Source organism: Salipiger marinus (assembly GCF_035481585.1).
Lineage (GTDB): Bacteria > Pseudomonadota > Alphaproteobacteria > Rhodobacterales > Rhodobacteraceae > Salipiger > Salipiger marinus.
This window is the reverse complement of record NZ_JAYKSL010000020.1, coordinates 1-14,966: the sequence shown is the minus strand read 5'-3', so window position 1 is coordinate 14,966 and position 14,966 is coordinate 1. Positions and strand designations below refer to the sequence as shown.

The window sequence follows — 14,966 nt, the reverse complement described above, 5'->3', positions numbered from 1 at the left end:
CGCAAGCAGACGCCGCTCATGCACACAGGGACAATGCATATGACGAAGGTGCTGGACCACCACCCCCGGCTCGATCCGGTGGACGAGAAACTGCCGCTGAAGGATCTGGTCCTTTATGGCTTCCAGCATGTGCTGGTCATGGCCGCCTCGCCGATCACGGCGGTGTTTCTGGTTGCGCAGACGCTGGGCTTCGAGCCCGCGCTGACGGTGTCGATCATCAGCGCGACCTTTCTGGTCTGCGGTCTGGGCTCGATCCTGCAGAGCTTCGGTCCGGCGGGGCTGGGGGCGCGGCTGCCCTTCATCATGGTGCCGGGGGGTGCCCCCATCGCGATCTTCCTTGCCATCGCCACCCAGACCGACGTGCAGACCGCCGTTGGCGCGGTGCTGATGACAGGGCTGTTCTATTTCCTTGCGCTGCCGGTCTTCCGGCGGCTGCTGCGGTTCTTTCCGCCGATCGTGGTGGGCACGATGCTGCTGCTGGTCGCGGTGAACCTCGTCAAGATCTATGGCGGCGCCATCACCGGCAGGCCGGGCAGCGAGGGCTTTGCCGATCCGGTCAATGTGGGCCTTGCCCTTGCGACCATCGCGCTGACGGTGATCTTCTCGCGCGTCTTCACCGGCACGCTGCAGCGGATCTCGGTCATGCTGGGGCTGATCGCGGGCACGCTTCTGGCGGCGGCGCTGGGGCGGCTTGACGCCTCGGGCGTGATGCAGGGTCCGCTGCTGGCGGTGCCGCAGCTCTTTCCCTTCGGCATGCCGAAATTCGACATCCTCGCCTCGCTGCCGCTGATCATCGTCTCGATCATCTCCATGGCGGAGGCCACCGGCCAGACCATCGCCACCGCCGAGATCGTGGACCGCAAGGGCGATGCCCATGCCATCGTGCCGCGCACCATCCGCGGCGATGCCGTGGCCTCGGTTCTGGGTGGGATGTTCGGCACCTCGCTCATCATCACCTCGGGCGAAAATGTCGGCATCGTCCGCGCCACCGGCGTGCGCTCGCGCTATGTGACCGCGGCGGCGGGGGTGATCCTTGTGATCATCGCGCTGATCGCGCCGGTGTCGCGGCTGGCCAGCGTGCTGCCCGGGGCGGTTGTGGGCGGCACCGCGGTCATCGTCTTCTCGATCATCGGCGTGATCGGCATCCATGTGCTGAGCCGGGTCGATCTGCGCGACCATGGCGCGATGTTCACCCTCGCCTCGGGGCTTGCCATGGGGCTGATGCCGATCCTCGTGCCGGGCGTCTACAGCCAGTTCCCGCAATGGTCGCAGATGATCCTCGGCAACGGCCTCGCGATGGGGACGATCACCGCCGCCCTCGTCAACGCGATGTTCCAGTTCAACGCACCCAAACCTCATGACACGGGGGAGACTGCCCAGTGACCGACCTTCGTCACGCCTTTGCGTCGACCGAAAACCTGATCGTGGCTCCGGGGCGGCTTCTGCTGCCCTCGGGTCCCCGGCCCGGACTGGCCGTCCTGCTGAAAGCGGGCCGCTTTGCCGAGATCGCCGAGGCGGAGGTGCTGCGCGCCCGCCATCCCGGCGCGGGCCGGGTCGACCTGCCGCATCACCTGATGATGCCCGGTTTCATCGACACCCATACCCATCTGACCCAGTCGCTGGGCAAGTCGCTGGTCTTTGGCGAGCCCTCCGAGATCTTCCGCCGCATCTGGGTGCCGCTGGAAGGCAGCCTTGACGAACATATGGTCTATCTCTCCGCCAAGCTTGCGGCGCTGGAATGCCTGCGCGGCGGCTTCACCACCGCCGTCGATGCCGGCACGCGGTCGGCGGGCCATGTGGGCAGGCTCGCGGATGCGGCGCGCGAAACCGGGTTGCGGACCGTGATCGCGCGGATCTGCAACGATCTGGGCGGATCGGCCGAAATCCCCGACCGCGACAGCATCCTGCGCAGCGCCGAGGCGCATCTGGCCCATTATGCGGGCGATCCGCTGATCCATCCGTCGCTGGCGATCTCGATCCCCGAGGCGGCCAGCGACGGGATGCTGCGCGATGTCGCGCGCATGGCGGCAGAGGCGGGGGCGGTCTTTCAGACCCATGTGAACGAGCATCTGGCCGCGGTCGAACGATCGGTGATCGCGCGGGGCTGCCGCCCGCTGGAGCATCTGGCCCATGTCGGCGCGCTTGGGCCGCAGACCCTGATCGCCCATGCCACGCTGGTCACGCCCTCCGAACTGACCCTGCTGCGCGAGACCGGAACGGCGGTGGCCTATAACCCCGTGGCCTCGGTCTGGAAAGGCAATGCCGTGGCGCCCGCGCTGCAGATGCAGGCGCTGGGGATCCGGTTCGGGCTTGGCACCGATGGCACGCGCGCCGACGGCTTCCGGCTGATGGATGCCGCCGAAAGCCTGCAGCGCATCAGCTATGGCCTTGCCTCGGGGGACAGTTCCTGCGGCGCGGGCTGGCTGTGGCTGGACGCCGCCACCCGCATGGCCGCCGAGGCCAGCGGCCTTGCCGCCGTCACCGGTCGCATCGCGCCGGGCCTTGCGGCGGATTTCCTGCTGGTGGATCTCGACCGTCCGGAATTCACCCCCTCCCACGATCTGACATGGGAACTGGTGCGCTATGGCAGCCGTGATCAGATCGACGCGGTCTTCACCTGCGGGCGGCTGCGCATGGTCGGGGGCTGGCCCGTCGACTGGGACGCCCGCGCCCTGATGGCCGAAATCCGCGACAGGGCGGGCCCCGCGATTGCTGCGGCACCGATCCAGCGCCTTCATCCGACGGCGGACAGCCTGAGCGCCGCGAGGCCCGCGTGACCCTGACGATTTTCCTGACCCTGTCGCTGCTGGTGGGCGGTGCCGCCTTCATCCAAGGCGCCGTCGGCATCGGCTTTGCGCTGATCATGGCGCCTGTCTTCGGCTTCGTCGATGCCACCTATCTGCCGGTGACGCTGCTGGTGCTCATGCTGCCGCTCAACCTGCTTGTCGCATGGCGAGAGCGTCAGGCCATCGACCGGCAGGGCGCGGGCTGGATCACGGCGGGCCGCTTTTTCGGCACCTTTCTGGGCATGGCGGTGCTGATCGCGCTGTCGGTCCGCCAGCTCGAGATCGCGGTGGGGCTTTTGACCATCCTTGCCGCGGCGGTGGCGCTGATGGCGCCGCCCTTCCGGATCACCCCGCCAGCTTCGGTGGGGGTGGGGCTCTTCACCGGCATCACCGAGACCGCGACCGGCATCGGCGGCCCGCCCCTCGCGCTGCTCTATCAGCATGCCGAGGGGCCGACCCTGCGCGCGACCGTCGCCACCTGTTTCCTGGTGGGCGAGGTCATCTCGCTGGTGATCCTGCTGCTCTCGGGCCGCATCACGCAGGACCAGATGCTGGCGGCGGTCATGCTTGTGCCCGCCGTGCTGGTCGGCACCCTCCTCTCCCGCGTGGTCCATGCCCGCATCAACGGCCCCGCGCTGCGGCTTGCGGTGCTGATCTTCTCCATCGTCAGCGGCGCCGCCCTGATCCTGAAGGGGTAGTCGTTGAGGCCGCAGGGGAGGGGGCCGGGACCGGTCACTTGGCGCGACGTCAGAAGGCCTGTCCAATCGGCACTCGGTCAGCCGGTTCGGTTTTCAGCGGGCTCACGCCTCCAGAACCTGACGTATCTTCAAAGCGAGTTCGGAGCGGCGATAGGGTTTGCTCAGCAGTTCCGTGCCCGGCGCGAGCCGCCCATGATGTATGATCGCGTTTTCGGAATAGCCGGAGGTGTAAAGAAGCTTCAGCTGAGGATTGATCGCTTTGGCAGCCTCGGCAACCTGCTGCCCGTTCATGCCTCCGGGCAAGATGATATCGGTCAGAAGCAGGTCAATGTCCCTGCGCTCTTTCAGGATGGCCAGTGCGGCGGCGCCGGCTGGGGCCGCCAGCACGCTATAGCCAAGATCCGTCAGCTGGGACGAAAGCTGCTGCGAGATCAGGCTGTCGTCTTCCACGATCAGAATGGTCTCCTGCCCGGGTAGGGCGGCTTTTTCTTGCACCTTTCCGGCTGGTGCCGGAGTGGTGCCATAATACCGTGGGAAATAGATCTTTACGGTCGTGCCATTGCCGGGTTCCGAATAGACGCTGATATGACCCCCGGTCTGCTTCACGAAGCCATAGACCATGCTCAGCCCCAGACCGGTGCCCTTTCCGACAGGCTTCGTGGTGAAGAACGGCTCAAATACCCGGCCAAGCTGCTCTTTCGCGATGCCGTGTCCGTTATCGCTGACCGAGATCATGGCGAATTCACCCGCAGTCAGGCCGGGTTCGCTTGCCACATAGTCCTCGTCGAGGGCAACATTGGCCGTCTCGATTGTCAGGACACCCCCTTCGGGCATGGCATCCCGGGAATTGATCGCAAGATTAAGCAATGCGGACTCGATCTGGGCGGGGTCGACCTCTGTCCGCCAGAGATCTGCTGCGGCCACGATCCTGATGTCGATGTCCTTGGTGATTGTGCGGCGCAACATGCCTTCCATTCCAGAGACGACAGCGTTCAGGTCGGTGACCTGCGGCTGCAGCGCCTGCTTGCGGGAAAACGCCAGCAGGCGGCTTGTCAGATCCGCAGCACGGTCCGCGGCCAGCGCGGTCAGATCGGCAGAGGGCCGCAGGGGATGGTCCGGTCCCAGCCGGTCCTGAATCGCCTCGGTATTTCCCATGATGATCGTCAGCAGGTTGTTGAAGTCATGGGCGATGCCCCCGGTCAGCTGGCCTACCGCTTCCAGCCTTTGCGACTGCTGCAGCCGCTCCTCGCTTGTCCGCAACTGTTTCGACACGCGGAGCAGGCGCTGAATGATCCACCAAAGAAAAAATGCGATGGCCACAGCACTGGCAAACAGCACGGGCAGGACGCTGAAAAAAAGCCCCATCCCGGGGCGTTCGGGAGTCCAGACCAGCCATGTCACGGGCGCCCCGTCGCTATCGGTCACAGGCACCCTTGCCAGGTCATCCGAGGAGGCATCGTCTGAAAAGGCGACCTGCCGGAGCTCGATAGGATCGCCAATTGTCCGGGCAAACTCCGCGTCGAGATATCTCACCGCAACATGAAGGTTTTCGGAGCCGGGGACCTGCGCGATCTCCCCGGTATCGGAGATGATGGGGACAATGGCGACAATGGCCGGGCCGGTATCGAGGTGTACCGCAGAAACCACCGACACCTCGGCCAGTTCTTCGTAAGGATTTTCGACATTCTGACTTGCCTCGGACATCAGGGCGCGCAGCCGTCCGACAAGCGGGGCAATGTCCTCCGCACGCGCGTCAAAGACTTCCAGAGGCTGGCGCTCTTCATCGACCGAGGCAAAGATCGGGCGGTCGTCGCGATCCAGAAGATAGCTTTCGTCATGCCCGAAATAATCCTGCATCCAGGCGCCAAGATTGCCGTCGATCCAGTCGTCATCGCGCAGTTCGGTGTTGAGGACCGCGTCATCCCAGACCGTGGCGCTGCGCTGCTGGTCCGGCAGGCTGTTGATTTCCGCCTCAAGAAGTCTTGCCGCAAAGCGTTCCTGCCTTGCCTTCGCAGTCGTATCCGTCACGCTGATTGCGTTATAGCCCACAACGACCAGGCTCATGGCGACTATCCCCAATACAACCAGCATGGAGAGAAACAGCTGACGGTGTAGCGGCTGTTTCTGTCGGTCATCTTTCCAAAAAGTCACGATAGGAACAGCTTTCTGTATTTTTTGGATGTGTGAGCAAATGACCGTATGATCGCGACATGACGGGCCTCAGTCTGAAATCCGCCCCCTCAGCACCGTAGCACGCCCTAGAGGTTGATGACATTGTGACTGTGTCCCGTCCCAGCGGAATCTGCGCAGGGCAAGCCACCAATGTGTATGCCTCGGCTGACCGACGCCGGGCAGGCACCTGATGGGGGCGGCTTCTATGGCAGGCGCGGATCCAGGCATCGAGGGCATGCGTCGCGTGCTGTCGGTGGATGTCGGCCCCGTCAGAGGTCCTATGAGGCGCGTGTCCGGGATTTACCGAAATGCCCGTCCCGGATTTTGCGAAACCCGCAAACGATTAAGATATCGAAGTTCATAGACACGCAGAAGGCGTTGATCCTGAAACAAGGCGAGGAGGGGACGTCGGTCGCCGAGAAGTGCCTCAAGGCAGGGATCAGGCAGTCGACCTACTTTGCCTAGAAGAAGTATGGCGGGTTGCTGCCTGACGAGAAGCGCCGACTGAAGCAGCTTGAGGACGAGCGCGAGGCTGAAGCGAATCGTCGCGGGTCCAGCTGGCTCTGTATGCCCATGGTTGTTCATGCTAAACGACCTGGCAGGTTTGCCTGCGCCTGAAAGCACCTTAGGTCATGTTGCCAAAGGGGGCATGCGCCTCCGCGGGGTCGGGGCGGCAGCGTTGAATTTTCTGCAGCCTTGTAGGCACGTCTCGTCGAAGGAGGAAACAAGAATGGCGAAGATCCTCATCGTAGATGACGATGCTGCCGTAGCGGCGACCATGGAGACCATTCTCGTGACTTCCGGGCACGAGGTGACTGTGGAAAGCTCTTCCGACCGCGTCCCCAAGATGCTGTCCAAGGAAAGCTTCGATCTGATCATTTCGGACCTCTTCATGCCGCATTTTGACGGGCTGGAGATGGTTATGGAAATCCGCAAGGTCTGCAAAAAGACGCCCATCCTGATCGTCACGGGGGGATCCAGGTATATCCCTACGGGAACTGCCGAGTTGCGCGGAATTACCAGCAGTGCCGAGCTCTTCGGGGCAAACGCGATCCTTCAGAAGCCGTTCAGAAGGGCAACGCTGCTGAACGCCGTCGACGACCTGCTCTAGCGGGGTTCAGGTCCGGACGGCCCTTCCGGGGGTTTCCTGTGCCGCAAGGCTGCAAGGGTCTGACCCTCCGCCCGCGGCATCGCCATGCCCAACCGCTCCGCCTCAGTCTTCGGCGTTGTCCAAGGCCTCGCGGATTTTTACGGCCAGTTTTTCACGCCGGTAGGGCTTGCTCAGCAGCTTGACGCCCGGGTCCAGACGCCCGTGATGGACGATCGAGTTTTCAGTATAGCCGGACGTGAACAGGACCTTCAGGCTTGGCCGAAGCTTGCGCGCCGCATCCGCGAGATCCCGCCCCCCCATGCCCCCCGGCATGACCACATCGGTGAACAGCAGGTCGACCGCAGGCGACTGGTCCAGAACGTCCATGGCCTCGGCGCCTGTGGCGGCTTCCAGCACCTGATAGCCCAGCCCCTGAAGCTGCGCGGTGACATGCTGGCGGACAGCGTCGTCATCTTCGACCACAAGAATGGTCTCGGTGCCGCCGATCAGCTTGCGCGCGGCAGGGAGCGTGACGATGACCTCCTGCTTGATCCGGGAGCGCGGGAAATACATCTTGATCGCGGTGCCTTCGCCCAGTTCCGAATAGACCCGGATATGTCCGCCGGACTGTTTGACGAAGCCGTAGACCATGCTCAGCCCGAGGCCGGAGCCTTTGCCCACCTCCTTTGTGGTGAAGAATGGCTCGAACACCCGGTCGATCACCTCCGGCGGAATCCCGGTGCCCGTGTCGGTGACGACAATCACCACATACTGCCCGGCTCTGACATCGGGTTCCAGGGCGACATACTCGTCATCCAGCATGGCATTGGCCATCTCGATGGTCAGGTTGCCGCCGTTCGGCATAGCGTCGCGGGCGTTTACGGCGAGATTGAGCAGCGCCAGTTCAAGCTGCGAGGCATCCGCTTCGATTTTCCAGAGCCCGCCCGCGCGCACGATCTCGATCTCGACGCTTTCGGGCAGCGTCCGCCGCAGCAGCCCGTCCATGCCCTGAACAAGCTGCGCGACATCCAGAACCTTGGGCTCGAGGGCCTGTCTGCGGGAAAAGGCCAGCAGCCGGCTGGTCAGCTCCGCCCCGCGGTCGGCTGCGTCCAAACACATCTTGGCCAGTCTCTGCAGATGCGGCAGCTCGCCCAGATCCTCTGCAAGGATTTCGGTATTGCCCAGAATGATTGTCAGCAAGTTGTTGAAATCATGCGCTATGCCGCCAGTCAGCTGACCGACCGTTTCCATTTTCTGGGCTTGGCTCAGCCGCTCTTCGAGCAGTTTCTGATCTGTAATATCGGTCAGCGATCCCAGAACACGGCGCACCCTGCCGTTGTCATCGCGCAGGGCAAAGGCCCTGTCCTCGACAAATGCCCAGCTGCCATCCGCCCGCCGAAACCGGTATTGCTCGCGCAGGACGCTGTCCTGATCCGTCATCAGACGGTCCAAGGCGGCATTGACCTGCGCCATGTCGTCGGGATGGACATGCCGGCGCCAGACGGTCGGCACCGTGCCGGACGTATCCCTTTCATGTCCAAAAATGTCGCGCAGGCCCTCGCTCCACCATTGCTGGCCAATCGTCACGTCCCAGTCCCAGATGGCGCTGCCCGCCGCCTTGCTGACCAGACGGAACCGTTCCTCATTGGCCTGAAGCGCCAGATCGGCCTGTTTGCGCGCGGTGATGTCCCGCTCGACCGCGATCCAATGGGTAAACCAGCCCGTCTCGTCCGCCATCGGCACGATGTCGAGCTCCAGCCAGAATTCCTCGCCGGACTTGGTGTAATTGATCAGCTCCGACCGGACCGGCTGCCATTTCTCCAGCGCCTGACGGATACGGTAAAGCTCCTCGTGCTGGGTCTTCGGGCCCTGCAGCAGGCGGGGGGTCAGTCCGATCACCTCGTCGCGGGAGAAGCCGGTGAGCTGCTCGAAGGCGTCATTGACATAGACGATTTTTGGACCATCCGGTGCGTCGATCGGCTCTGCTTCGGTAATCAGCAGAATGTCGCTCTGACGCGAGACTGCGGCTTCCAGAAGACGCAGGTGGGCATTCTGGGCGCGTTGCTGCGTGATGTCCCGGAAATATACCGCAAGCCCGGCTGTGGTGGGGTCCGCGCTGACTTCGAACCATCTCTGCAGCGGAGGATAATACGCTTGAAAACGGACGGCGCACCCTTCGGCGATTGCGCGCTCGTAATGCTCCTGAAAGGTGCTGCCGACCGCCTCCGGGAATTCCTGCCAGAGGGATTTGCCCAGCAGGTCGTCTCGCGTACGTTGCAGAAATGCTTCAGCCATGGAGTTCATGAAGGCAAACTGCCAGGCCTCGTTCAGCAGGAAAAAGGCATCGTTCATGCCCTCCAGCGTTGCCCGGAGCCGCGCGGACAGGTCCGAGGCCTTGTCCTGCACCGCAATCAGGTCGGTGATGTCCTGAAACGCGCCTTCGACCGCGATGATTGCGCCGCTCTCGTCGCGGATCGGCTCGCCGAGCGTGCGCACCCAGACCCGCCGTCCCTTGGCTGTTTCGATCTGCACGGTTTCGTTGTAGGGGCGGCCTTCCTTCGCACAGGCCTCGAATTTTGCGCGAATGCGGTCGCGATGTTCCGGGATGTAGTAAGAGATGGCCTGTTCCAGCGTCGGCGAGAAGCCGTCGGGTTCATCGTGAATGTCCGCGGTCACGTCACACCATGACACATGCGTGTCCTGAAGGCTTGCGTGCCAGCTTCCGAGACGCGCCAGACGCCCCGCAAGCTCGCGCCGCCGCCCCTGACGCAGCAGTTCTTCCTCGGTCAGCTTGATGGCGGTGATGTCCTGCACGAAGCCTATGGCGATGTCGCGCCCGTCCACCTGATGCCGCACGCCGACGCCCCGGATATACGACAGCGTTCCGTCGGCGCGGAGAATCCGGTGCTGGAACTCGATCTCCGGCGCGCCCGACTCGAAGAAACAGGTATAGGCGGCCAGCATCTGCTGCCGGTCATCGGGATGCACCAGCGCGACATAGCCATCAAAATCCGGCGCCTCCCGGTCGCGCGGGACGCCGTAAATGTCGAACGCCCGGTCAGACCAGCTCAGGGCGCCGCGTTCGAAGTCATATTCCCATGCGCCGAGATCCAGCAGCATCTCCGCGGTTTTCAGCCGCGTTTCCCGCTCGCGCAGCGCAAAGAGCGCGGTGCGCGTCTGCAGCGCGGTGATGGCGTCGGCCCCGGGCGTGTCGGGTGCGCCTTTCCCGGCCAGAACCTCGGTCATGTCCTCGACACGGTGGACGATGTAGATGAGATGCCCGTCAGCATCGAGCACGGGCTTGTTGCGCGGCAGCCAGAACCGGTCCTGCAATGCGCCATCGGACTGGCGCACGGGCTGGCATTGCAGGTTCATCACATCGGTCACGCGCAGAGAGGCCACGCGGCGCAGCGAGGCGCGAAGGTTGCCCGCGTCATCCGCCTGCGGGTCGGCGGGGTCGTCGGGGAACAGGTCCAGCAGCCGCCTGCCCAGCAACGCGTCGCGGTCCAGCCTCACGGCATGCGCATATTCATCGGTGACGGCCACAATCGTGTAGTCCCCCGGTGTCAGCACCACCATCTTGCCGGGAAGCCCGTCAAACAGCCTCGAAAGATGCGCCGCTGACAGGCTGGCAGTCCGGCGCAGCGTTTCGTTCTGATGGCTCAGCGCTTCGACAAGCGCTTCGGCTTGGGCAATCCGCGTCACATCGCGGATGCTTGCCACGACCGCTTCGGCGCCTTCGACTACGACCTTGCTCCAGGTGAACGAGGCGGTGTAGGGAATGCCCGAGCTTGCGACGATGGTCCAAGTCCCGGCATCGGCTCTGACGCCATCGAACGCGCGGACCCGATCCACGATCCTGCCCCGGTCCGCTTCGGGCCGCAGATCGGCGATGGTCATGGCCTGCAATGTCTCAGCGTCATATCCGACCCAGTCGCGCGCGGCGGCGTTCGCGCTCAGAATCCGAAGGGTTTTGGCCGAAAACACCCAGACCGGAAGCGAAAGGTGATCATAGGCGTCTATCGCCGCGCGAGACAGCACCGGAAATGTGGTCATTATTGCCTCACAGTCTGGTGGTGAACTCTTGTTATTTAGGCTATTTACAAGAATTAATTTAAGCAAATTAATTCACTGCAAATCGGGCCCTGCGAGATACGCGCAGATCTGCGTGTTCTGACCTGCCGCAGCCAGCCTGACACGCAAAGACCCCTCCGGACGCCCCAGCGGCGGTGCGTCGGAATTGCCGGATTTCACCAGGAACAGCCGGTGCGGTCATTCGTTCCTGAGCAGCAGGACCACGCCAGCCGGATCCGAAGTCCAATGCCCGGTCACACCGTCCAGAGGCTCCAGCTCGTCGCGCTGCGGGCTTTCCAGATGATCGAGCGCGCGATCCGGATCCTCTGTAAAAAGCTCCAGCCAGACGTCAGCCTGACTTTGCCGTTCGACCCTGTCCACCCACAAAGTCATCTCGCCAAAGACAAATCCGACGCTGTTCGTCAGCTCCCTTGCGACCTTCAGCCCGACCTTGTCGCGGTAGAAGGCCACCGTTTCCTGCCATTTGTGACGCGGCACCTTGATTGCGATATTTTTCCCCGGCCGGATTTTCATGGGCTCTCCCTTTTGACTGGCGCCATTCCTGAACCTGCGCGCCCTGAATCTAGCACCTGCCGCCCCACCTCGTCGCCCCATGCCGGGCGGCACCCGCCCGCCGATTTCACACCCCCGCAGGATGACAGCGCGGATCACCGCCCAATTCGGGCCGGGGGCAGCGGTCTTTGTGGCCCGGATGGGATCCGCGCGGGTTCCGGTAAATGACCGCAGGATCCCCCTGATATGCGGCATCGATGGCGATCCCTGACGCGCCTGCGGTCATGCTTCCTGCCGAAGGATGTCGGGTGCGCGATGATCCGCAGCCACACCTTCGATGATGAACACGTCGCCTTCGGCATTCTCCGACCGAAGCGGCAGGATTTTCTGATAGTCCGGCGATCCATACCAGCCTCGGGCCCGGGCCAGATCCGGGAAGGCGATCACGATCAGATCGCCGGTGAAGCTCCCTTCCAGCAGATGGTTCTGGCCGCCATGAATGAGGAACCGTCCGTCGAACGGCGCCAGAGTGGCATCGATGGCGTCGAGATAGGCGATGATCTCTGGTCCCATCTGGACGGTCCGCAGATGGCCGATGGCATAGCAGGTCATGGGCGCGGTCTTTCGGTTCGGCGTCGGATTTTCGCAATGGCCGCAGGACGTGCCGTCCATTCCAGCCAGGAGAACAGCGCGACGCCCGCTGCCTGCGCCAGAATGCAGACCCAGCCCAGGGCGCTTGGCGCAAACACGCCCGCCCCCGGCAGGATCAGGCTGGCCGCAACCCAGAGCAGGTTTGCCGCCACGATCACGGCGACCGCCCAGCCGGGCGGAGGCAGGGCTCTGGCCACAAGCGCCATGAAGGCGGCGACGGGCAGCAGCAGCAGCCCCGCCCAGAACAGCAGTCCTGACGGAATCTGCGTCAGCCGCGCAACCGGCCCCGCGGCCAGAACAAGCAGCAGCCCCATGGCGGTGCATGTCGCCGCGTCGAGGGCGAGGATGTTTCTCAGGCTGGGTCTATGTGGATCTTCGATCATTTCAGGCTCCGCTTGCCGAAGGGATGGCCCGACTATCTTGCGACCGGCGACAGCCGTCCATTACCTCAGAGGTAATTGGACCGAGGCGCATGAACAAAGAGGCTGCCCCCATGGAGCAGAAGCACACGGTCGGATCCTTGTTGAAGCAGTGGCGGACCCGGCGCAGGCTCAGCCAGCTCGCGCTTGCCCTCGAGGCGCAGATTTCACAGCGCCACCTGAGCTTTCTGGAATCGGGCCGCTCCCAGCCAAGCCGCGACATGATCCTGCAGCTGGCCGAACATCTCGGCCTGCCGCTGCGGGACCGGAATCTCATGCTCAACGCGGGCGGTTATGCGGCGCAGTTCCCGCAACGCCCGCTTGACGCGCCCGACCTTTCTGCCGCCCGCGAGGCGGTCAGCCGGATTCTGCGCGGGCATCTGCCGCATCCCGCGCTGGCGGTGGATCGCCACTGGACCCTGCTCGCCGCAAACGCCGCCGTGCCTTACCTGCTGACCGGCGTCGCGCCGCACCTGCTGGCAGGGGAGGTGAACGTTCTGCGCGTAAGCCTCCATCCGGAAGGCCTCGCCCCGCGTATCCTCAACCTTGGCGCGTGGCGCGCGCATGTCCTTGCCCGGCTGGATCATGAGATCGAGGCAACGGCTGACGCGCGCCTTGCCGCTCTCCGGGCCGAACTCACAGCGCTGCCCTGCCCCGAACCCGCAAAACAGCCCCGAATGCCAAGGCAGCCTCAGGATATCGCGGTCCCGCTGCGGCTGAAAAGCAGCAGGGGTCCGCTGTCCTTCATCAGCACGACGACGGTTTTTGGCACGGCGGTCGATGTCACCCTGTCCGAAGTGACGATCGAGGCGTTCTTTCCCGCCGATCAGGACACAGCCGAGGCCATGGCAGGCCTCTACCTCGGATCATGACCGGCATTGGCAGGCCGACAGCAGACTCCGGAAAGATCTGCGCCAAGGCCAGCGGTCCGCAGGCGACCCGGTGTGACAGCGTCCTATGCCGGGAAACTCTGGCTTCAGGTCCGCAGGCTGACGGACATCCCGCTTGCCCGATGCCTTGAGGAGGTTGCCCGGACGGGCTCTGCCGTCAGGAAGTGACCCCTTCCATGGCAAACACAGGGCGCGCATCTTCTGTCGCGGGCAAAACACGGCGTCAGATCACCAGATCCTCGGCATAGCCGGACAGGATCCAGCGCGGCAGCACCGGTTCCGCCTGAACAAGACGCCCCGCGGCAAAGAGGAGGGACAGGCGAGGCGGCGCGTTGAGTCTCGAGTTGTCGAAGACCATGCCCCGGTCGGCCTGACGCACGGCCTGCCGGATCAGGGGCTGGCCTCTTGCATAGCGGTCGCGGATCTTCTGCTCGGGGACGTCGTGGCCTCCTTCTTCGGTGCGGGCCCGCACCCGCGCGACCGAGAGGTCCGGATCATCCACGCCCACATGCATGACGATGACCATATAACCGCGCGCGCGCGCGTCCGTGATGACGTCCAGCTTCGAGGGGTGGGAGAAGACGGTCTCGGTCGCGAAGCTCTTGCGGGCCTCCAGAAGGTCCGCCCGGCGTTCGGCTGCGATCCTTGCCGCCCTGTAGGACGCCTCCATCGAGGCATCCCTGAGCTCGTCGCGCTGGATCAGGTCCGCATTGATGAACGGCCCGGAAAAGCTCGGGGCGACCCGGGTCTGATAGAGCGTGGATTTTCCCGCGCCGTTCGGGCCCGCAAGCAGGACGAGACTGGGTCTTATGCTGCCGCGTCAGATCCTGCCGCATGAATGAGGTTTCCGGCCGCGTCGAGGCCGACACCCCGGCCAAGCTTCTGCCGCTTGGCAAAGAAGGCCTGTTCCGTCGTGGAAGGGGCAGACATCTTTTCGGTGAACGCATCCAGCCAGGCGGCGGCTTCCTCGTCCCCGAGCTCGACCGTGTCGAGGCGGCCCTCCAGTGCTGCCGTCACGCGGGTATGGTCATAGGCGCCCGACTGCTCGATCGCCCGTCCGAGCCGCAGCCAGTGGGTGATCTGGCCAGCAACGGACCGGCTGTGGAGATCGGCTTCCCGGCGCACGCTCGCCATCACGTCATCTGAAAGCTTCACTGACTGGGCCATGATGTCCTCCTCGATCTCCCGCCAAGGTGGCATTTTGCTACCTCAAAATCAAGGGGAGGGGCCGGACCCGTGACCGCGCCTTCTTCTGCGCAAAGGGGGGCTGGAGGCGCGGCGGACCTCCCCGGGGCCGGGGACACGCGGCGCGGCAGGCCCCATCTCTCGCCGGGGGATAGGGCAGGGATTCGGAGGATGGGGGCCCAAGGGGCGCGCGGTGCGAGCCTGAAGGTGCAGGCCAGCGCCCGAGAGGGGCGCAACGCCCTCGGGATAGGCGAAAAACCTTTCTTTCTGTTGCCCGTGAAGTTTTTGCGAAAAAGGGGTTGCGGGTGTTTGTTGTATTCCGTAGATAGCCCCTCACCGGCGGCGCTGAGGTGCTGACGGGACGCCAGACGGGGCGGCGGCGAGGCGGGAACGCGGAGCTGGTTGCAGACGAGGCGGAACGGAATTCGAGGGCATGACGGGCAGCGCGCCGCAAGTTAGGGCGCACTGGTCTGGTTTTTGTCTCTCAC

At 64.1% G+C, this 14,966-nt stretch carries 12 protein-coding genes and 1 pseudogene; 6 read left to right on the top strand and 7 right to left on the bottom strand.

Annotation, left to right across the window (positions count from 1 at the left end; all coding sequences use genetic code 11):
- Window positions 1-39: 39 nt before the first annotated feature.
- Genes VK682_RS21035 through VK682_RS21025 form a run of 3 tightly spaced genes read left to right on the top strand, consistent with a single transcriptional unit; the run spans window position 40 to window position 3,484 of the window.
- Complete coding sequence (locus VK682_RS21035; protein WP_324782498.1) at window positions 40-1,383, top strand: uracil-xanthine permease family protein; 1,344 nt, start codon at window positions 40-42, stop codon at window positions 1,381-1,383.
- Entirely contained in the window at window positions 1,380-2,777 is a 1,398-nt protein-coding gene (locus tag VK682_RS21030; protein WP_324782497.1) for an amidohydrolase family protein, read from the top strand. The genes VK682_RS21035 and VK682_RS21030 overlap by 4 nt, the downstream gene beginning before the upstream one ends.
- Window positions 2,774-3,484, top strand: coding sequence for a sulfite exporter TauE/SafE family protein (locus VK682_RS21025; RefSeq protein ID WP_230796986.1), 711 nt, complete (start codon window positions 2,774-2,776; stop codon window positions 3,482-3,484). Before VK682_RS21030 ends, VK682_RS21025 begins: the two co-directional genes overlap by 4 nt.
- A gap of 102 nt (window positions 3,485-3,586) precedes the next feature.
- Here the strand turns inward: VK682_RS21025 and VK682_RS21020 are convergent, their stop codons facing one another.
- Window positions 3,587-5,548, bottom strand: a complete 1,962-nt coding sequence (locus VK682_RS21020) for a CHASE4 domain-containing protein (RefSeq protein WP_324782496.1) — start codon at window positions 5,546-5,548, stop codon at window positions 3,587-3,589.
- Between the two features lie 450 nt (window positions 5,549-5,998).
- Here VK682_RS21020 and VK682_RS21015 point away from each other — a divergent pair.
- Both VK682_RS21015 and VK682_RS21010 read left to right on the top strand, forming a co-directional pair.
- A pseudogene (locus VK682_RS21015) lies at window positions 5,999-6,206 on the top strand (transposase); the annotation flags it as partial.
- A gap of 180 nt (window positions 6,207-6,386) precedes the next feature.
- The gene (locus VK682_RS21010) at window positions 6,387-6,767 is read left to right on the top strand and encodes a response regulator (protein WP_165616925.1); all 381 of its coding nucleotides are present in this window, start codon (window positions 6,387-6,389) and stop codon (window positions 6,765-6,767) included.
- Window positions 6,768-6,869: 102 nt separating this feature from the next.
- On the opposite strand, the gene VK682_RS21005 is transcribed toward VK682_RS21010, so the two are convergent.
- The 4 genes from VK682_RS21005 to VK682_RS20990 all read right to left on the bottom strand — a co-directional run bounded on the left by VK682_RS21005 (window position 6,870) and on the right by VK682_RS20990 (window position 12,298).
- Window positions 6,870-10,802 (bottom strand): PAS domain S-box protein, encoded by a 3,933-nt coding sequence (locus VK682_RS21005; RefSeq protein ID WP_324782495.1) that lies wholly within the window; start codon window positions 10,800-10,802, stop codon window positions 6,870-6,872.
- Window positions 10,803-11,018: 216 nt separating this feature from the next.
- Window positions 11,019-11,354 (bottom strand): VOC family protein, encoded by a 336-nt coding sequence (locus VK682_RS21000; RefSeq protein WP_324782494.1) that lies wholly within the window; start codon window positions 11,352-11,354, stop codon window positions 11,019-11,021.
- Between the two features lie 261 nt (window positions 11,355-11,615).
- Window positions 11,616-11,945, bottom strand: coding sequence for a DUF1330 domain-containing protein (locus tag VK682_RS20995; protein ID WP_324782493.1), 330 nt, complete (start codon window positions 11,943-11,945; stop codon window positions 11,616-11,618).
- Entirely contained in the window at window positions 11,942-12,298 is a 357-nt protein-coding gene (locus tag VK682_RS20990; RefSeq protein ID WP_324782492.1) for a hypothetical protein, read from the bottom strand. The genes VK682_RS20995 and VK682_RS20990 overlap by 4 nt, the downstream gene beginning before the upstream one ends.
- 179 nt (window positions 12,299-12,477) lie before the next feature.
- On the opposite strand from VK682_RS20990, the gene VK682_RS20985 reads away from it, so the two are divergent.
- Entirely contained in the window at window positions 12,478-13,275 is a 798-nt protein-coding gene (locus VK682_RS20985; protein ID WP_324782491.1) for an MmyB family transcriptional regulator, read from the top strand.
- A gap of 241 nt (window positions 13,276-13,516) precedes the next feature.
- Here VK682_RS20985 and VK682_RS20980 read toward each other — a convergent pair whose 3' ends face one another.
- Window positions 13,517-14,086, bottom strand: a complete 570-nt coding sequence (locus VK682_RS20980; protein WP_324782529.1) for an ATPase — start codon at window positions 14,084-14,086, stop codon at window positions 13,517-13,519.
- A 14-nt stretch (window positions 14,087-14,100) separates the two neighbouring features.
- On the bottom strand, window positions 14,101-14,460 hold the full coding sequence (locus VK682_RS20975) for a TA system antitoxin ParD family protein (RefSeq protein ID WP_089851822.1): 360 nt from the start codon (window positions 14,458-14,460) through the stop codon (window positions 14,101-14,103).
- Window positions 14,461-14,966: the final 506 nt, after the last annotated feature.

Coding starts and splice junctions, on each gene's coding strand:
- VK682_RS21035 (WP_324782498.1), top strand. CDS start 40: ATGACGAAGGTGCTGGACCACCACCCCCGGCTCGATCCGGTGGACGAG.
- VK682_RS21020 (WP_324782496.1), bottom strand. CDS start 5,548: ATGAGCCTGGTCGTTGTGGGCTATAACGCAATCAGCGTGACGGATACG.
- VK682_RS21010 (WP_165616925.1), top strand. CDS start 6,387: ATGGCGAAGATCCTCATCGTAGATGACGATGCTGCCGTAGCGGCGACC.
- VK682_RS21005 (WP_324782495.1), bottom strand. CDS start 10,802: ATGACCACATTTCCGGTGCTGTCTCGCGCGGCGATAGACGCCTATGAT.
- VK682_RS21000 (WP_324782494.1), bottom strand. CDS start 11,354: ATGAAAATCCGGCCGGGGAAAAATATCGCAATCAAGGTGCCGCGTCAC.
- VK682_RS20995 (WP_324782493.1), bottom strand. CDS start 11,945: ATGACCTGCTATGCCATCGGCCATCTGCGGACCGTCCAGATGGGACCA.
- VK682_RS20990 (WP_324782492.1), bottom strand. CDS start 12,298: ATGGGGCTGCTGCTTGTTCTGGCCGCGGGGCCGGTTGCGCGGCTGACG.
- VK682_RS20985 (WP_324782491.1), top strand. CDS start 12,478: ATGGAGCAGAAGCACACGGTCGGATCCTTGTTGAAGCAGTGGCGGACC.
- VK682_RS20975 (WP_089851822.1), bottom strand. CDS start 14,460: ATGGCCCAGTCAGTGAAGCTTTCAGATGACGTGATGGCGAGCGTGCGC.